The sequence below is a fragment of the Robinsoniella peoriensis genome (assembly GCF_000797495.1).
GTDB classification, from domain to species: Bacteria; Bacillota; Clostridia; order Lachnospirales; family Lachnospiraceae; genus Robinsoniella; species Robinsoniella peoriensis.
In genome coordinates, this window is the sequence record NZ_JTGN01000003.1 from 249,880 (window position 1) to 268,720 (window position 18,841).

At 41.3% G+C, this 18,841-nt stretch carries 19 protein-coding genes; 14 read left to right on the forward strand and 5 right to left on the reverse strand.

The annotated features are described in order from the left end of the window. Positions 1-64 precede the first annotated feature (64 nt). The 4 genes from QR40_RS07615 to QR40_RS07630 all read left to right on the forward strand — a co-directional run bounded on the left by QR40_RS07615 (position 65) and on the right by QR40_RS07630 (position 4,418). Positions 65-892: a carbohydrate ABC transporter permease gene (locus tag QR40_RS07615; RefSeq protein ID WP_044294200.1), complete on the forward strand. Its 828-nt coding sequence runs from the start codon at positions 65-67 to the stop codon at positions 890-892. Between the two features lie 12 nt (positions 893-904). Further along, the gene (locus tag QR40_RS07620; protein ID WP_044294201.1) at positions 905-2,059 is read left to right on the forward strand and encodes a uroporphyrinogen decarboxylase family protein; all 1,155 of its coding nucleotides are present in this window, start codon (positions 905-907) and stop codon (positions 2,057-2,059) included. Then, complete coding sequence (locus tag QR40_RS07625) at positions 2,056-3,300, forward strand: Gfo/Idh/MocA family protein (RefSeq protein ID WP_044294202.1); 1,245 nt, start codon at positions 2,056-2,058, stop codon at positions 3,298-3,300. Before QR40_RS07620 ends, QR40_RS07625 begins: the two co-directional genes overlap by 4 nt. 62 nt (positions 3,301-3,362) lie before the next feature. Beyond that, entirely contained in the window at positions 3,363-4,418 is a 1,056-nt protein-coding gene (locus tag QR40_RS07630; RefSeq protein ID WP_200889736.1) for a uroporphyrinogen decarboxylase family protein, read from the forward strand. Between the two features lie 1,365 nt (positions 4,419-5,783). On the opposite strand, the gene QR40_RS07640 is transcribed toward QR40_RS07630, so the two are convergent. Continuing rightward, positions 5,784-6,836, reverse strand: coding sequence for a uroporphyrinogen decarboxylase family protein (locus QR40_RS07640; protein ID WP_044294205.1), 1,053 nt, complete (start codon positions 6,834-6,836; stop codon positions 5,784-5,786). An 88-nt stretch (positions 6,837-6,924) separates the two neighbouring features. Between QR40_RS07640 and QR40_RS29615 the strand changes: the two genes are divergently transcribed. Then, positions 6,925-7,962 (forward strand): AraC family transcriptional regulator, encoded by a 1,038-nt coding sequence (locus tag QR40_RS29615; protein WP_081998818.1) that lies wholly within the window; start codon positions 6,925-6,927, stop codon positions 7,960-7,962. Here QR40_RS29615 and QR40_RS07650 read toward each other — a convergent pair. After that, positions 7,892-8,536 (reverse strand): peptidase E, encoded by a 645-nt coding sequence (locus tag QR40_RS07650; RefSeq protein ID WP_044294208.1) that lies wholly within the window; start codon positions 8,534-8,536, stop codon positions 7,892-7,894. The two genes, QR40_RS29615 and QR40_RS07650, sit on opposite strands and share 71 nt — an antisense overlap. Before the next feature lie 104 nt (positions 8,537-8,640). Between QR40_RS07650 and QR40_RS07655 the strand changes: the two genes are divergently transcribed. Next, entirely contained in the window at positions 8,641-9,582 is a 942-nt protein-coding gene (locus QR40_RS07655) for a helix-turn-helix transcriptional regulator (RefSeq protein WP_044294210.1), read from the forward strand. A 98-nt stretch (positions 9,583-9,680) separates the two neighbouring features. On the opposite strand, the gene QR40_RS07660 is transcribed toward QR40_RS07655, so the two are convergent. Next, entirely contained in the window at positions 9,681-10,691 is a 1,011-nt protein-coding gene (locus QR40_RS07660; protein ID WP_044294211.1) for an alpha/beta fold hydrolase, read from the reverse strand. 160 nt (positions 10,692-10,851) lie between these two features. On the opposite strand from QR40_RS07660, the gene QR40_RS07665 reads away from it, so the two are divergent. The 5 genes from QR40_RS07665 (at position 10,852) to guaA (ending at position 16,115) form a co-directional block, all read left to right on the forward strand. Then, positions 10,852-11,892, forward strand: coding sequence for a hypothetical protein (locus QR40_RS07665; protein WP_044294213.1), 1,041 nt, complete (start codon positions 10,852-10,854; stop codon positions 11,890-11,892). A 79-nt stretch (positions 11,893-11,971) separates the two neighbouring features. Beyond that, positions 11,972-12,229 carry a sporulation transcriptional regulator SpoIIID gene (gene spoIIID, locus QR40_RS07670; protein ID WP_027293161.1) on the forward strand — a complete coding sequence of 86 codons (258 nt, stop codon included), beginning with the start codon at positions 11,972-11,974 and terminating at the stop codon, positions 12,227-12,229. A gap of 219 nt (positions 12,230-12,448) precedes the next feature. Then, on the forward strand, positions 12,449-12,961 hold the full coding sequence (locus tag QR40_RS07675) for a DNA-deoxyinosine glycosylase (RefSeq protein WP_044294215.1): 513 nt from the start codon (positions 12,449-12,451) through the stop codon (positions 12,959-12,961). A gap of 78 nt (positions 12,962-13,039) precedes the next feature. Then, positions 13,040-14,365, forward strand: coding sequence for an MATE family efflux transporter (locus QR40_RS07680; protein WP_044289234.1), 1,326 nt, complete (start codon positions 13,040-13,042; stop codon positions 14,363-14,365). Between the two features lie 208 nt (positions 14,366-14,573). Further along, complete coding sequence (gene guaA, locus QR40_RS07685; RefSeq protein WP_044294217.1) at positions 14,574-16,115, forward strand: glutamine-hydrolyzing GMP synthase; 1,542 nt, start codon at positions 14,574-14,576, stop codon at positions 16,113-16,115. A 175-nt stretch (positions 16,116-16,290) separates the two neighbouring features. On the opposite strand, the gene QR40_RS07690 is transcribed toward guaA, so the two are convergent. Further along, a complete protein-coding gene (locus tag QR40_RS07690; protein WP_330373689.1) occupies positions 16,291-16,494 on the reverse strand; it encodes a hypothetical protein in 204 nt (67 codons plus the stop codon). 186 nt (positions 16,495-16,680) lie between these two features. Here QR40_RS07690 and QR40_RS07695 point away from each other — a divergent pair, with 186 nt between their 5' ends. Then, on the forward strand, positions 16,681-17,229 hold the full coding sequence (locus QR40_RS07695; protein WP_044294219.1) for a hypothetical protein: 549 nt from the start codon (positions 16,681-16,683) through the stop codon (positions 17,227-17,229). Positions 17,230-17,640: 411 nt separating this feature from the next. Here the strand turns inward: QR40_RS07695 and QR40_RS07700 are convergent, their stop codons facing one another. After that, the gene (locus QR40_RS07700; RefSeq protein WP_044294220.1) at positions 17,641-17,820 is read right to left on the reverse strand and encodes an Arc family DNA-binding protein; all 180 of its coding nucleotides are present in this window, start codon (positions 17,818-17,820) and stop codon (positions 17,641-17,643) included. A 148-nt stretch (positions 17,821-17,968) separates the two neighbouring features. On the opposite strand from QR40_RS07700, the gene QR40_RS30720 reads away from it, so the two are divergent. After that, positions 17,969-18,307, forward strand: coding sequence for a hypothetical protein (locus QR40_RS30720; protein ID WP_052377726.1), 339 nt, complete (start codon positions 17,969-17,971; stop codon positions 18,305-18,307). Between the two features lie 146 nt (positions 18,308-18,453). Then, a complete protein-coding gene (locus QR40_RS30725) occupies positions 18,454-18,780 on the forward strand; it encodes a hypothetical protein (RefSeq protein WP_052430743.1) in 327 nt (108 codons plus the stop codon). The last annotated feature ends 61 nt before the right edge of the window (positions 18,781-18,841 follow it).

Here is an 18,841-nt window from a genome sequence, read left to right on the forward strand (position 1 = left end):
TCCTTTCAGACTACTTATTAATGGATATCGCAGGCGGGACCTGCGATATGCAGGAGGTATAATTATGAAGAAAAAAGGCAGAAAGATTATCCTTTGGCTAAGCATGGTGCTGATCAGTTTTCTGTTTCTGTATCCCTTATTGTGGATGGTACTGACTTCTCTGAAGACAAAGGAAGATGTAATGATGAATCCATTTGGATTGCCTGCAGAGTGGATGTTCAGCAATTATGCGGATGCATTTACCACATTTGATTTTCCAAGATTTTTCCTGAACAGCGTGGTATATACTGTGGGAACGATTTTACTTACGATATTTTGTGCGATCATGTTTGCTTATGCAGTTGCCAGAATGAGATTTAAGCTCAGCAGATTTATGGTAAACCTGCTGCAGGTGGGGATGATTGTCCCGGTATTTGTAATCGTGCTCTCTTTATTCAGTCTGATGGGAGATCTGGGAGTACGAAATACTTACCAGGGTATGATTATGCTCTATACCGCCAGTGCGCTGCCCATATCAGTAATTATATTTACCGGTTATTTCAGGTCCCTGCCATTTGAACTGGAGGAAGCAGCTTATATTGACGGCTGTGGTGTGTTCCGGACATTTTTCAGGATTATGGTTCCAATGGTGGCGCCGGCAGTAACTACCGTTGTTATTGTGGTATTCATGAATTATTCCTGGAATGAATTTTCACTGGCATATCTGCTGATCGATTCACAGAATATGAGGTCCCTTCCCATTTCATTGAATTATTTTACCTCATTAAGAGGCACGGATTGGGGGCTGCTGGGAGCAACGATGGTAATGATCAGTGCGCCAGCCGTTCTGCTGAATATCGTATGTGGAGAAAAGATCGAAGATGCTCTGACGGCAACGTCGGCACTGAAGTAAAAGGAGAAGCTTATGACGAGAAAAGAACGATTGATGGCTGTTCTGCGGGGGGAGCCTGTAGACAGGCCGCCGGTATGCTTTTACGAGATCAATGGGTATTCGGAGGATGAGAATGACCCGGATCTGTTTAATATATATAACCACCCATCCTGGAAGCCTCTGCTGAAACTGGCAAGGGAAAAAACAGACCGTATTATTATGTGTTATATACCATTTGTACATCCAGCCACACAGGTGGAAAAACAGACGGTAGTGACCTCCTATTTTGATGATCAGGGAAGAAAGCATGAGATTACGGAAATAAAGGCAGGGGAGCGTATACTGCGCCAGCATACCAGAAGAGATATGGATGTGAACACTGTGTGGATTCTGGAGCGTTTTATTAAGGATGAAACGGACCTGGAAGCCTGGATTTCCCTGCCTGCGGAAGAAATTGGAGAACCGGATTACAGACAGCTGCTATCAGTGGAAAGAGAAATCGGAGACACTGGCATTGTAATGATAGAAACGGGGGATGCCCTGTGTGAGATAGCGTCCCTGATGGATATGGAAGAGTACATGATCATAGCGATGACCGAGCAGGAACTCTTTCATAAAGCGCTGCAAAAGGCGCAGGAAATATTACTGAAGAAAACGGCGCGGATCGCAGAAGACCTGCCGGGGCGCCTTTGGAGGATATATGGTCCGGAATATGCTGCACCGCCATATTTGCCGCCATATTTGTACAAAGAATACGTGACAGATTATGACAGGGAGCTGGTATTAACAATACAGAGGCATGGAGGTTTTGCCAGAATCCACCAGCATGGAAGGCAGAAAGATATTCTTAAATATACCGCAGAGACCGGGTGCTCCGGGCTGGATCCCATCGAACCTGTTCCCCAGGGTGATGTGGAATTATCCGAAGTCCGCAAAAAATATGGCCAGCAGATGGTGTTGTTTGGAGGACTTGAAATCAGTGATATCGAACAGATGGGGCAGGAAGCATTTAAAATTAAAGTGGAAGAGGCTGTGCGTCAGGGGATGTCAGGTGAAGGAAGAGGATTTGTGCTGATGCCTTCTGCCTGCCCGCTGGGAAGGGTACTTTCCGAAAATGCCTATAAAAATTATGAAGTGATGATTGAAGTTGCAGAACGTTATTCAACAACAGGAGGACAGAGCGGATGAAAAAGATAAAGGCAGCACTAATCGGTGCGGGACAGCGGGGAGCACAGGCTTATGCTTCCTATGCATGCAGGCATCCGGAAGAACTGGAGTTTATTGCAGTGGCGGAACCCGATGCCAGTCGGAGACAAGCCTTTCAGAAGGAGTTTCAGATTCCAAAAGAGAACTGTTATGAAGATTGGGAAACTTTTTTAGAGCAGGATAAAATGGCAGATGCTGTCCTGATCTGTACACAGGATCAGGACCACTTTTTACCAACATTAAAGGCAATGGAGAAAGGGTATCATATTCTATTGGAAAAGCCTGTTTCCAATCATCCGGATGAATGCAATACAATTGAAAAAGCGTTATCTGCTTATCCGAATGTATTCTTAGTATGCCATGTACTTCGTTATACCCCATTTTTCAAGACCTTAAAAAGATTGTTAGATGAAAATAAAATTGGTGAACTGCAGAATATTCAGTTGATTGAAAATGTAGGATATTGGCATCAGGCACATAGTTTTGTCCGCGGAAACTGGAGAAACAGCAAGACCTCCAGCCCTATGATCCTGGCAAAATGCTGCCATGATATGGATATCCTTTTGTGGCTGGCAGATTCTGACTGCAGCAGAGTATCTTCCTTTGGCTCTTTGGGGCATTTCAAAAAGGAAAAGGCACCGGCGGGAGCTGCTAAACGATGTACGGATGGATGTCCGGCAGCAGATGAGTGTGCCTATTATGCCCCGGGGATATATATAGACTGGAAGGATAACTGGCAGGCAGATGTAATTAAAAAAGTAGTCAGCCAGGATACCAGTGAGGAAGCTATCCTGGAAGCGCTTCGGACTGGTCCATATGGCAGATGCGTTTATGACTGCGATAACGATGTGGTTGACCATCAGGTGGTCAATCTGGAATTTACCAATAAAGTTACAGCTTCCTTTACCATGAGTGCGTTTTCATGGGATTGCAGCAGAGTAATTAAGCTCATGGGAAGCAAAGGGGAAATAAACGGCAGACTGGAAGAGGATGAGATTGAACTGATCGATTTTAAGAAGGGAAAGAAAGAGACCATTCTGATTGATGCCATAAAGGAAGGACATGGCGGCGGAGACTATGGAATAATGAAAGAATTCCTGAGGCTGATCAGAGAAAATGTAGATGGGGCAGGGGATAAGAGTGCGTTGTCTGCGCTTCAGGGGCACAGAATTGCTTTTGCAGCAGAAGAAGCAAGGGTAACGGGAACGGTTGTTGAGATGTAGGTTGGGGAAAGAATTAAGCTGAGGGAAGTTGGGAACAGATGGGATATGTGTACTAGATGCATATGAAGAACAGGATTCGGAAAGGAAATACTATGACAGGCAGAGAGCGGGTAATAAACTGCATAAAACATTTGGATACAGATAGAATACCCCATTATATTGAGCTGGGATCGGAAGAACTGGAAAAGATGCGCCAATTTACCGGAATAAGCAATTATCAGGATACGCTGGATAATGATATTGATATGATGGGTATAGATGGCGGATATACAGAAGTCGAAAACATGCCGGGATATTATATGGACGATTTTGGTGTGTGCTGGAACCGAAACGGTGCGGATAAGGATATTGGAGTGATTGATTCCTGTATTCTTTGTGAACCGGAGGATTTAAAGTCTTATACTTTTCCGGAAATTAAGGAAGAACAGGTACGTGAAAAGCTAAAGCAGCTTGCAGAAAATGGGAAAGCGTCTTTTAAAACAGCTTCTATCAGTTTCTCCATGTTCGAGCGTGCGTGGACACTGTGCGGAATGGAGAATTTACTGGTTTTCATGATCGAAGAACCGGATTTTGTACATGAACTGCTGGGAAAGATCTGCGATTATAACTGTCGTTTAATACAGATTGCATTAGAGTATGATATTGACGGCATATGCCTTGGAGATGATTGGGGGCAGCAGAGAGGAATGATCATGGGACCTGAGAAATGGAGGGAATTCATTCAGCCCCAAATGAAAAGGATGTATCACCAGATCAAAAGCGCTGGAAAATATGTTATCCAGCATTCTTGCGGGGACATTGAAGCTGTCTTTGAAGATCTTATAGAGATTGGTCTGGATGTCTATCAGACCTTTCAGCCTGAAATCTATGATATGGCAAAAATAAAGAAGAAAACAGGAGGCAGACTTACCTTTTGGGGTGGTATCAGTACCCAGACCTTATTGCCTTTTGCTGAACCGCAAGAGGTAAAGGATGTTATTATCAGAACGGCAGGCATTATGAAAGGAAACGGTGGATATATTCTGGCACCCACACACGCAGTTCCGGGAGATGTACCAGTTGAGAATATTCAGATTATGGCTGAGGTATTTAAAAATCAGGATAGATATTTAGTGTAGATTGGAGCAATTATCTGGTATTACTGCGAAGGTTTTGTAATGTTCTATTAAATGAATTATATTTGGGTTTAGTTGAGGAAGGACGCTTTGTAGATGATAGGTAGTGTACGGAAAGAGAAGGGGGCGGACCAGGACATTGATTTGGAAGGCTTACCGCAGAACTGGCATTTTCTAACCTTCCCAGAGCCCTTTTTGGCGGCACGCGGGCATTCGCTCCGAAATCCTGATGCATTTCGCAGCTCACTGCCCGCTTACAATCCGATGGGAGCCAGTCGAATTGTATCCGCCAAAAAGCACTCTGGGAAGGTAAGTAAATACTCAGCTCTGCTATACGCCTTCCAAACACCTGTCCTGGTCCGCCGCCTTCTCTTTTCGGGATAGCATTCATTGATACAAAGCTGGTTTTCTCAGGATGATGGAACCCTGGGGTTGTGGCATGTTGGACGCGATTGGCGTAAAGCTAATGATGTCAAGAAACTGATCTAGAGAACGGGATTTGTTTTTCTTTCTGTGATCAGAAAAAGAAGCAGACTTTCATCTTCTTTTATGCATAAACAGCCAAAAATATACTGCGTTCCATCCAATAAAGAATAGACAGTTTTAGCCTCAGTGCATCTATCATGCTGAAAACGATTAGCATAAAGCAACTGAACTTATCACCGTAATTTGTTTCTTCATTCCAGAAAAAGTAGCAAACTTTCATCTTTTACGCATAAATAGCCGAAACATATCACGCTGCATCCAATAAAGAACAGCCAGCCACAGCCCAGGGGTCCGACCATGCTGAGAAAACCAGCTTTGTGGCAGTAAACTGGATCTCGGAAAGATGGGTGTGGGAAACTGATATGGGCGGAGGAAGCGTAGAGCAGAGCTGAGTATTTACTTAGCTTTGCGGAGTGTTTTTTGGCGGATAGTATTCGATTGGTTCCCATCGGATACTAAGCGGGCACTGAGCTGCGAAATGCATTAGGATTTCGGAGCGAATGCCCGCGTGCCGCCAAAAAGCGCTCCGCAAAGGTTAGAAAATACCAGTTCTGCGGCAAGCTGACGGAGTCCATATCAGTTTCCCACCCCCATCTTTTCGTACACTACCTATATTACACAAAGCGTCCCTTTCTCAGCTAAACCCCAATATAAGTCACCTAATAGAACCCTATAAAACGTTCGCTCTAGCACGCTTTAGCAGATGAGATTTGAACTTATAAAGCATATGCACCATCGGACACTGAATCTGCCCGAAGTGCATATGCTGATAGATTTATTAGTGGATATAGTATTGAATGTATTAGCAGATGTAGCTCGAATGTATTAGTATATCTAGTAATACATCTAAACCCAGATCTAAAGCCAGATTTCAAATATTAGTTATGAGTAATATACAGCGTATTCCTCCATAGCATCCATAACAGCCACGATATTTTCTAACGGAATCCCCGGATATAGTCCATAAATCATCATTAGTCCACCTTTGGGAGATGACAGCTTACGAACTTCTTCCTTTATGAGGCTATGGATCTGATCGGGTGATCCCTGGGAAGTGATAGTCTGACGGTCGATGTCAAGTTCCAGGCAGACACGCCCCGCCAGACGATCCTTAATCCAGTCGATGCCATTTACGAGATCCTGGAGGTTGATGATGCCGACACCACTTACCAAAAGCTCATCAAGCAGCAATCGTATATCACCGTCAGAGTGCATATGCACGATGGTGCCTTTGTCTAAGGCAGGTTTCATCAGGCGTTTATAGCTTGGACTAATGAATTTCCGGAAATGGTGGGGAGACAGCATAGGGCCCGTCTGCATGCCCAGATCTTCCGGATAGGTAATGATATCCACATCCATATCCAGATATTTATGGATAATGTACAGGTTAAAGGATTCAATCATGTCTATAAGCTGTGTAAGGTTTGGTTCTTCGTCAGCCATATCAAATATGAGATTTTCATATCCTCTGATATCACACAGCTGGAGGAAGGTATGTCCGTGTCTGAGTCCGGCTTTTGCAAGTTTTCCCTGACTTTGCAGGTCTCTGATGCGTTTTGCTTCCACAGTCCAGTCCACAGGTCCGATACCCATGCAGCATGCCGGGTCAGGACCTTTATAGCTTTCAAATGAGTCCCAGGATGACAGAGCATGTTCCGTTACCGTTCCAGTAATGCCATCCATACTTGTATGCCAGATGCAACCCCAATCATCCTTAAAGGGGACATCTTTCTTTGCGACTGCGGCGTATTTGGGTATATAGGGGATAGTCGGTCTATGAAAATCCGGAAATAACAGCGGATGGCGCTCCATTTGTTCAAATAGAAAATCCTGAGGGTAGGAATTCCAGCAGGAGTCATTGATTTTAAATGTCATGGGGATATAATCGGGCGATTCAAACCGGATGGCTTTTAACATATTTTCTTTTGGTGTCATAATGTGTTTCCTTTCTTGCTGATTTTTGTTAAGATTATTGTAAATCAAAATTGACAGTTTGGCTTTTGAGTTTTTATTGCAGTTGAAAATGAAACATAGATTTCGGCTGGGAGCCTTATGGAGGATAACAACGGTGAAAAAAGATAAAAAGATCGTGGAGTATTACCAGGATGAACGTATGCTGTTCCGGTTGGGGAAAGTAAATTATACTAAAGCCCACAGACCGCTGACAGTACACACCCATGAAGATATGACAGAATTTGTATTTTTGATAAAAGGCTGTCAAATTTACAGTGTGGAGGAAAAATCCTATAAGGTTAACAGCGGGGATATTTTTGTTGCCAGGCCGGGAGAATGGCATAGTACCGGAGGGAATCCGGAAGATAAAGCATCTTTGTATTATTTAATTATCGACTTGAAAAATGTAATACAATCAGGGGTTATTTGTGATAAATCTGAAGCACAGGGTTTTATCTCACATTTTGAAATAGAAACCGGAAGGATTTATCAGGGAAATGACCAAATGATCGGGCTGTGCAAAGAGATTATGGAAATCATGCTGAGTCCGGATAAATTTTATCGTACAAGAATTCGAAACGCGCTGTCATCTCTGATGCTGTTAATGACTGCCTGCCCGGCAAAATATGAAGAAAATATTATGGGAAATATACAGGAACAAATAGAAGATAATATAGAAGATAATATAGAAGATAATATAGATGATAAGAAGGAGGAGACAGAGGAGAAAAAAGAGAGGAAGGATAAAAAAGAGAAAAAGGATAAAAAAGAAGAAAAGCAGATGAAAGAAGTTTTACAATATATAGAAAATCATATCAAAGATGATATAAAAATAGAAGAGCTGGCGAAACAGATGGCGCTGTCTGTTTCGCGCTTCCATTTTAATTTTGTGAAAGCAACAGGGATCCCGCCCAGGGAATATATATTGCGCCGGAAAATAGAATCAGCAAAAAATGAACTATGGAGCAGTGACAGGACGGTTACCGAGATTGCATACGAGTATGGGTTCTCTTCCAGCCAGTATTTTGCAACAGTTTTTAAACGGTTTTGCTATATGTCTCCATTGGATTATCGGTGCAGTGCCGAATCTCATCATCATCCATTATAATTGCCTCATGGTTGCTGATAGGAAGTAATTTTAATTCAGATGAGTATTGACTCATAATTTTATGTGCTGCTTTCTTAAATGGAAAATTGGTATAATGGGGCACTGTATAGAAATCCACCAAATTTAGAGCATCAAAATTAAGCAGACCTGGAGCTTTTTTGAGACTGTCCATTCCTTTGGCATATTCAATATTAGCAGCAGTAACCATAGCTCCGGCAGACTCTCCAATGTATAATTTACCCGCATTTACCTCTTCTATAATAATTTTATCTGCTCCGGTTCTTTTTAACTCTTTCAATAGAAAAAACGTGTTTCCCCCAGTTACATAGATGATATCATTGTATTTTAATTTTGTGCGTATTTCTTCAGCCGTTGCTGTGGATAGTTCCAGTTCGTCTACAATAGCACCTAACTTTTCAAGTGCTTTCTTCCCGGCTTCCACATAGAAAACAACGTTTTCAACCATACTGGCCGTAGGAATAAAAGTCACAATTTTCCCCTTTATGTTTCGCTCAAAGTCAGCGAATAGGGGGCATACATCTTTAAATGAAGCGGCTAAGAAAATTCTTTTCATGTTTTACACTCTTCCTTCTTTTTTGTATTGGATAATTGAAGTATAATATAAAAAGGTTTCAACTGATGATACCTTTTAGAGGAATTTATATTAGGTGGTGGAGAATGAATAAGTCTGAAAGAATAAATGATATGATGTTATTTCTAAATGATAATAATATTTTCAATCTGAAAGATTTGATGGAAAAGTATAGTATTTCAAAAAGCACAGCGCTGAGAGACGTGGAGGCTTTAGAACGTATCGGCATGCCAATATATTCACAAAGCGGCAGAAACGGTTATTATGGTATATTACGCAATCGATTGTTGTCGCCTATTGTATTTAACATCGATGAAGTATATGCATTATATTTTTCATTGCTTACATTGCGGGATTATGAAAGCACCCCCTTTCATTTGTGTGCTGAAAAACTAAAAAAGAAATTTGAACTTTGTTTATCCCCAGAAAAAATTGATATGCTTCGCAGAGTTGAAAGAGTATTTAGTCTGGCTGGGATACAACATAGAAATCATTGCGAATATCTAAGTGCAATTTTACAATCAGCCATAGAGGAAAAAGTCTGCATAATAACCTATCGAAAAAATGGTCATAAAATAGATTATCCCATTCAATTTTTTAATATTTCCTCTGCATATGGACAATGGTATGCAACGGGCTACGACTTTGAGACAGACAGCCCGAAAGTGTTTCGCTGTGACAAGATTATGGATGTTAGGGAATGCAGTCATTGCAAATCCAAACCACTTGAAGTATTTGAGAAATCAGCCGACAAATTGTATAAAATGCAGGATGCAGTGGATTTTAAGGTGGAAATATCCGAAAGAGGAGTAGACTTGTATTATAAAGAACACTATCCGTCCATGGAGCTTTGTATAGAAAATGGTCGATATTTCATTCGTGGTTTTTATAACAAGGGCGAGGAGAAATTTATTGCAGATTACTTTATTGCTTATGGGGAATCCATAATATTCATACAAACGGCATCATTGAAAGCGGTAATTTTAGAAAGACTACATTCCCTAAAAAAATATTTTGCAGATGTATAAACAGTATGCAGGTATGTATGCAGAATTCTGAAGAACCAATGAAAAAAGCTGCACCTATTTTTAGTTGCAGCATTTTCATAGTAAAGTTTAATTATATTTTACTTATCAGCCAGATCGGCTTTTCCGTGCAGCACATCTTTAAGTAAAATATGACACATTTTTTTAGGCTCCTCAAAACATGGGCTATGAGCGGAACGTTCAAAGGTATAGAAACCTTTTACCGGAGCGTCTATGTTCTGAACGAATTGTTTCGCTAACACGTAAGAAACCTGGTAATCAAACTTTCCATGGAGCACGTAGACCGGTACTTCCAGCTGGGGAACTTTTTTACAAAAATCACTTTGCAGTACAAAATCCCAGAGGCAGTTCAGAGAAAAACTGTTGCCCAATGGGTACTTCATTTTTTCACTCCATGTATAACCTTTATAACCAAGTACCATTTTTACACAATCCATCATAGAGTTGCTGCGGTGCATGGTGCCAATACCAAGTTTTTGCATGCCGTCACTACGTAGAGAGAGGTATTTTATATCGATTTCGGCGCCTTTATCGATGGGAAACTTTTTAAATTTACGGACCATTTTTTTCTTGCCGGCGCTTTGGAATTTTTTGACCATAAAGGTATATGCAAGCCTTTCTGACTCTGCCTGTCGGGCAACCTGCCCTATGCCGATATAGGCATGAAAAAGCTCCGGTGCCTGCTGCACCGTAAGGATCCCCAGGACAGTTCCCCAGGAATGCCCCATTATGTATATTTTATTTTTCCTAAAACGTCTGCGCAGATAGTTGACTACCGCTACAGTGTCAGAAATCATCTGATCGATTGTCATCATTTCTTTTGGAATACTGCGATTGTAAGAAATTCCGCTGCCTCTTTGTTCCCACCAGCATACCGTAAATATTTTTTCCAGTCCGGTTGGATGTTTCTGGGTAAATGCAATCTCCGGTGATCCAGGACCCCCATGAAGGAATAATAATACCGGATTATCAGTGTCCTTGCTTTGCAAAAACATACCTTGCTTCATATCATTGATTTCCACACGAATCTTTTCGTTTAATTGTTGTTTTATTTTTCGCCCCCTTTTGCCATATATAAAATAGTTACCCATTCTGCATAATGTGCCTCATTTAAAGTTACTTTATTTTAGCATATCAGAAGGGAGATTACCAGGGCGGATTATGCGGTCAAAATGGTTAAAATGAACGGTCGGCAACACTGTTTACAGCATGCCTGTGAGCAGTAACATAATTTTTCTAATATGCTCAAATATGCAAAGGGATGATATTGCTTATGGGATAAAAGAAAGTTATAATGAGAGAAAGGGATGTTTCGAAAAGCCATATGGGATTGGAGTAAAAATACTGGTTGATGGGATGACAGGACGAATGAACTCTGATCGGGTAAACGCTTGTATAAATATGTGTGCATCGGGAGGTATTGTGATGGAAGAACTTGTATGTCAGAATTGTAATGGGAAATTAAAGGTTGATTTGACAACAAAAATAGCTGTCTGTGACTACTGCAAAGCGGCATTTATGCTTGGTGAATCTCCAGAGATTTCGGAAAAGCAACGGGAACTGCAAAATATAAAACAATTGCAAACAGTTGGTGAATATGAGGAATGTGATAAAAGGTTTAAAAAGCTAATTAAAAAATATCCGACTGACTATGAGATTCTTTGGGAATATGTTTTACATGTTACTAATAATTTAAATGAATATATGATCGGTGTGCTGCTTTCGGAGGACGTTCTGGAAGCTCAGGAATGTGCAAAAAAAGCAATCAAACTGGCTCCGGATTTGATTTCAGAAAAAATATCTAAGGATTGGTCCACATATGTCGGAGTGTATAATGATTTTTTACAAAAAGGTAAAGAGGAAAAAGAAGAAAAGAGAAAAACGGGTCTAAATAGAATAATAGACGGGGATTTAGATAGTCTGGATGGTTTTTATTTTGGATGCCTGGTCTCAGAAAGCAGCTATTTATATTACTCTGAAGGTAAGCTTAATCTCTGTGCTCTGGTGCGGGACGGAGGATATACAACGGAACAGAAAGCACCAGAAAAGCTTCTGCGGGAGCGGTTTGAAGTAATATTAGATGAAGAAGGCTTTTTTATACAAAGACAGGTTCAGAATCGCTTGTTTTCTCAAAAAATAATTGAGGAACGCCTGATTTTGGATGGAAAAACGGTTCAGCTGGTGAAAGTAAAGCACTATGATGGAGGCGGGCGGTACAATGATTTTTGTACTGTAAAATTAGGAAATGAGGAGAAATTGCTGATGGGAGCCGGAAGAGGACAGCTGAAATAGAATTTGGCATATACTATATTCTAATCCCACACCCCCCTGCATACAATGTTAAAAACACAGTGATTGCAGGGGGATTTCCTTGAAAGGTTATATTGAGGAAAGGGCAATAGACATTGCGAATTATATCATAGAACAAAATGCCACAGTAAGACAAACAGCGAAGAAATTTGGGATAAGCAAAAGTACGGTACATAAGGATGTCACCGAAAGACTGCTTCAGATTAATCCAACGCTGGCCAAATGTGCCAGGAAGGTATTGGATGTCAACAAGTCCGAGCGTCATATAAGAGGTGGGCTTGCTACACGGGAAAAATATCTTCATCAGACAAACCAATAGTCAGGGATTCACAGAGGGAGTTATGAAAAGCGGGGACACGAAAATGGATGTTCCCCGTTTTTTTCTAAGATCCGGCAAATAATATCAGATAAACGTCAAAAAGCTGCAAATTTCATATAATATCTCTATTGTATTCCATATGTATAGGGGATATAATATTATAGTTTCTTGTAAAAGCCAGGCACTTAAGCCGGGCTTTCGTTCAGACAGGAGTAAGATATGAAATTAAAAGATAATCAACAGTATACCCATTTGTCCCATACCTTTGATCCGGTATTTGACAAAGATTCTAAAATACTGATACTTGGAACATTTCCTTCCGTAAAATCCAGAGAAAATCAATTTTATTATGGGCACAAACAGAATCGGTTCTGGAAAATCATAGCTGCGCTGACTGAAGGCGAAGTTCCTGTGACAATTGAGGAAAAGAAGACCCTTCTGTTGAATAACCACATTGCGATCTGGGATGTAATAGCAAGCTGTGATATCATTGGTTCCAGTGACAGTTCCATTAAAAATGTCATTGCGGCAGATCTTCCATTGATTCTGGGACAGGCTGATATCGGAAAAATATACGCCAACGGTGGAAAAGCATATGAGCTTTATCAAAAGTATTCTTTTCCAGAGACAGAGCGTGAAATCACTCGTCTTCCAAGCAGCAGTCCGGCAAATGCTGCATTCAATATGGAACGGCTGCTGGAAGAGTGGAAACAGATAAAGGAATATATTTGATAACAGAAGAAGATTACGTTGCGAAACTGCAAATCAGCAAGTAAATGTACAGGAAGAGAAGAATTGGGGGAGAGAACAATGATGTTCACAAATAAACAGCTGAAGCAATTAATTGTACCTTTGATTATTGAACAGCTGTTGTCGGTAACCGTAGGAATGGCGGATTCGGTAATGATCGCCAGTGTAGGAGAGTCAGCAGTATCGGGTGTATCGCTGGTAGATACCGTAATGGTCCTGCTGATCAATATTTTTGCGGCATTGGCGACTGGAGGTGCAGTCGTAGCAGGGCAGTACATAGGCCAGAAGCGTGCAGAGCGCTCTTGTAAGGCCGCAGAACAGCTGGTCCTGTTTACTACTGTACTTTCTATTATTATTACTGCGGTGGTCTATCTGGGGCAGGGATTGATCCTGCACGGCGTATTTGGGCAGATAGAAGCAGATGTCATGGGACATGCAGAGACATATCTAGTAATTGTAACGGCATCCATCCCGTTTATTGCCCTGTATAACAGCGGTGCAGCATTGTTTCGTGCAATGGGCAATTCCAAAGTTTCTATGAAAACATCACTGCTTATGAATGCCATAAATATAACAGGAAATGCTATCTTAATCTTTGGTTTGAAGATGGGAGTTGCAGGAGCGGCTATACCGACTCTGATTTCCAGAATCGTAGCAGCAGTCATAATGATACTGCTGCTTGCAAGAGCCAATCAGGAAATCCATCTTCCACGGCCATTTTCTATCAAATTCGACAGACATATGGTACGTAAAATTTTACATATCGGAATACCAAACGGTCTGGAAAACAGTATGTTCCAGCTGGGTAAAATCCTGGTACTCAGTCTGGTAGCCGGTTTTGGCACAGCATCTATCGCAGCAAATGCCGTGTCCAATACCATAGCAATGTTCCAGATTTTACCGGGGATGGCAATCGGATTTGCGATCCTGACAGTTGTATCCCAGTGTGTGGGCGCAGGGGATTACGACCAGGCAAAACATTATACCAAAAAGCTGATGAAGATCGTCTATGTTGCCATGTGGGGCATGAACGTTATTATATTCCTGTTGCTGCCTTTGATCATGAAAGTCTATAATCTTTCTGATGTAACCGCGCAGATGACAACACAGATATTAACCTACCATGCCATTTGCTGCTGTACGATCTGGCCCATGTCATTTTCATTGCCCAATACTCTGCGGGCTTCAAATGATGTGAGGCTGACCATGATAATATCCATATTATCCATGTGGATTTTCCGCATTGCTTTCAGTTATGTGCTGGGAAAATACCTGGGATGGGGTGTATTTGGCGTATGGGTAGCCATGACCATAGACTGGCTGTTCCGTGGAATCTGCTTCATGATCCGTTATGCCAGAGGAAAGTGGCAGTATCAGAAGATATAAATGAGTGTGTGCAGTGGGCAGAATTCAATGATCCAACAGCCCCTTGTATTGGTTAAATTTTATCATTTATATAAAAATTTGGTATTTTATTTAAAAATAGGATGAAAAAAATAAAGTAAATTACTTGTAAAACTGTATTTCTTCCATTATAATGGAGAGAATGCATCATAAAGACTAAGGAATGAAAGAAAACGTAGGAGGACAAACCGTGAAAAGAGAAATGGTTATAGTACTGGATTTTGGCGGACAATATAATCAGTTAATAGCAAGACGTGTACGAGAATGCAATGTTTACTGTGAGGTGCATCCTTATGACATGGATCTTGAAACCATAAAAGAAATGAATCCAAAAGGAATTATTTTCACCGGCGGACCAAACAGTGTCTATGGAGAAGATTCACCAACCTGCACAAAAGAAATATTTGAGCTGGGCATCCCAATCCTGGGTATCTGCTACGGATCACAATTGATGGCACATTTACTGGGAGGAAAAGTCACAACTGCTCCTGTAAGTGAATATGGAAAAACGGAAGTAGATGTAGATACCAATTCCAAATTATTTGAGGGCATAGACGGCAAGACAATCTGCTGGATGAGCCACACAGACTATATTGAAAATGCACCGGAAGGCTTCAGCATCAAAGCCCATACGCCAGTTTGCCCGGTAGCTGCAATGGAAATGCCAGAAAAGAACCTCTATGCGGTACAGTTCCACCCAGAAGTCGTACACACACAGCAGGGAACAAAAATGCTGTCAAACTTCGTATATAATGTCTGCGGTTGTGCAGGTGACTGGAAAATGGATTCCTTCGTAGAGACGTCCATCCAGCAGATCCGCGAAAAAGTCGGCAATGGAAAAGTGCTTTGCGCCCTTTCCGGCGGTGTGGATTCCTCTGTGGCAGCTGTAATGCTTGCAAAGGCAGTAGGAAAACAGCTGACCTGCGTATTCGTAGATCACGGTCTTCTCCGTAAGGACGAAGGAGATGAAGTAGAAGCCGTATTCGGTCCGGAAGGCCATTATGATCTGAACTTCATACGCGTAAACGTACAGGACAGATTCTATGAAAAACTGGCAGGTGCTGAAGAACCGGAAGAAAAGAGAAAAATCATTGGTGAAGAATTCATCCGTGTATTCGAAGAAGAAGCTCAGAAAATCGGAAAGGTTGATTACCTGGTACAGGGAACAATTTATCCGGACGTAATCGAAAGCGGCTTAGGAAAATCAGCAGTGATCAAATCCCACCACAATGTGGGAGGACTCCCCGACTATGTTGATTTCAAAGAAATTATTGAGCCTCTGCGCCTCTTATTTAAAGATGAAGTACGTAAGGCCGGCTTAGAGCTGGGTATCCCGGAATATCTCGTATTCAGACAGCCATTCCCGGGCCCGGGACTTGCTATCCGTATCATTGGAGAAGTAACGGCTGAGAAGATTGAGATACTGCAAGAAGCAGATTTTATATATCGTGAGGAAATTGCAAAAGCTGGTGTTGATAAACAAATTGGACAGTATTTTGCGGCTCTTACGAATATGAGATCCGTTGGTGTTATGGGAGATGAGAGAACGTATGACTATGCTGTGGCATTGCGTGCGGTTACTACATCGGACTTTATGACGGCGGAGTCGGCAGAACTGCCTTGGGAAGTGCTGGGGAAAGTGACCAGCAGGATCGTGAATGAGGTGAAGCATGTGAATAGGGTGCTTTATGATTGTACGGGGAAACCGCCGGCTACGATTGAGTTTGAGTAATAAAATGGAATTTACAAACCCAGTGTTTATGCGGATTCCAAACTAATTTGTTTAGTACGTGGCAACGATTTGGCAACATTTATGTTATCACCGATTGAATAAAATACTTCAATAACATAGAAAAACCTTACTGATTTTCAGATATATAACTGAATTTCGGTAAGGTTTTTTGTGTCTATTTTTTCTTTTTCCTTTTGCTTTCCTTTTCCAATTCTTCTGCGAGCATATCACTTAGCTCTTGAGAAGGAAGATGCACCCAATGCTTTGAGGTATCTAGTTTGGGGTAGTTGTAACGCCACTGGTCATATTCTTCTTTTGTGATGTTGCCCTGTTCCAGGTTGGCGGCTTCTTGCTGCCATGCACGGAACATATCAAACATAGTTGTATAGGTTGAAAAGACCGATTTGTCCAGACGGAGGCACGGTTCGAATAAAGTGCCGGATTAGTAGAGAAAATTACAGAGAACATGGCAAGCGTAGAATCGTTGGAGGAGAATAGGGAAAAGGCAGAAAAAGCCGCAGAATAAGCAAGAAGCAGGGCAGAACTGGCTCTAAAGCAGACCCACATGTATGAACGGGAATTGGAAATACTTAAGCCTGTGATGGAGAGTGTTGACAGGGAATTAAGGGAATTCAGGGCGAAGGTGGAAGAGATACTTCCCCCGGCAAAGGCATTGGAACGGGCTGTCAATTACCGGGAAAACAAAGCAAAGCCATTATTTATAAAGATGAAGAATACGATAGCGGCATTAGCAGCAAGACTAGCGGAAATCATGCAGGAATTAAAGCGGGTTAGAGCAGGAAACAGGGAGCTAAAGGCAAAGAACAATCTGCTAATTTCAGGGTATGACAGTCTCGTTAAAGAAAATAGCAGCCTAAAACAGTTCTCTACCATGTTTGAGCGGGTGGTGCGTGTGTTAGGAGAAGGTAAGGTTTTTGCCGTTGTCAGGCAAGATGAAGTCCGGGAATGGCAAGAAGCGGAACAAAAGCAGGTGGAGCAATTGGAAAAAGAAAAAAGTATAAGACAACGTCTTGAAAAGGCGAAGCAAGATGCGGCAGTACCAATGTTTGGGCAGCCAAAGAAAAAGCCAAAAAGCAGAGGAATGGAAAGGTAGGAAAATGATATGAAAAAGCACTTATATGATAAGAACAATATTAGAAGTGCAGCAGAAGAGGTTATACTGGCTGAGATTGTATATTGCTAATATGGGTAACGGGTGCGACTTTTGGCGCACCCGTTATTGTATAGAAAGAGAATGTTAAGCATTCAAACAGCCCGAGAATAAGTTGGCTATTCGGATTCTTCAATCTTGATTATCCCATGTTCTCTTTCTATTTGTTCTAAATTTTGCATTAGGACGTATTCACGCAAGGTAAATACACGCTTATTGGTTGCCATAATTTTTCCACCATTTCGAGTATGAATATATGGTAACCCAACTAGTCAGGGTTTTATACGTTCATAAGACTGTCTAGTGATGGCACTTTGTACATGTAAGATGGCTTAAAACAGTAAAATAATATGTCTATTCTGCCTGATTGATTTCAATTACCCCATGTTCCATCTCCATTTTCACCAAATGTTGCATAAGCACATATTCAATATAATTGGTCATAGAGCGGTGATTATCTGATGCTAATATGCCGATTTTATCAAAAACTTCATCTGTTAAACGTAAGGTGAATACACGTTTATCTGTAGCCATATTTCTATCCTCCATCTTTAGTATGGCTTTATGGTAAATCATCTTATATGAAATATATACAGTCACTTGACAGCTAGGTGATGCACTTTATATTTTAAAGGTGGTTAATTAACATTAAAATGCATAGAAAAGGTATGAGGTGTGGAGTATGAGGCTGTGGAGTAGAATCAAACGTGCATGGTTGGAATATTGGAGAGAGGATGAATTTGACAATTCGATGAAGCATTTAAGCCAATCAGATAAACGCTCCATATGGCACGGAGCATTTATTATGTGTATGGCTACGGTAAGCCTCTGCTGTTTTGTGATTGCAACAAGTAATTTACGTGTGAGCCGGCAGAATGAAAAAGGTAAAGAGGTTTTGAATACCATAGGTGCCTACATGGCATCTGCAACAGAAGATGAGTATAATGAGATTGCCAAAATCATCAGACGGGATCTGATACTTGGCGAGTATGGACAGGATATTAAAAAAGCTGCTCAATAGATTCCCAATACTTCTAAAGACTGCATTACCTGCATGGAGAGTTATCCGGCACAGGCTTACCTTATTTGTACTAATAATGGGGGATTGTATTCTTTGGATTTGTTTGAAAATGGTTTGATTCGGATAGTGATGATGGCGGAACAAGAATGAATTTTGGATATGATGAGATTAGCCAGACCAGTATTCGTATTACAAAAAGCCCGGGGCAGAGTGAAGGAAGTGCTGTGGTTCAGCGTGAAAGAGGTATTGTGAGCGTGCAAAGAATAAAAAAGGTGTTTTGCGATGAGTGTATTGAAAAAATTCTTAACACGGTTCAGAATAAGTTGCTTGAAGAGTTTGTTATTTTTGATGCGGATAATAAATTGTTCTATCCTCTCAGTGAGGGAACGGTGAAAATAGGACGTTATGCTTTGGAGATTGTATATGGCAGCTATGGAAACTATGAAATTAGGATCAAGTATACGGAAGAATAGTATATAAAAGAAAAGATTATTTTTGGGCTGTCCTAAGTATCCTCTATAAGGCAAAAAAGGC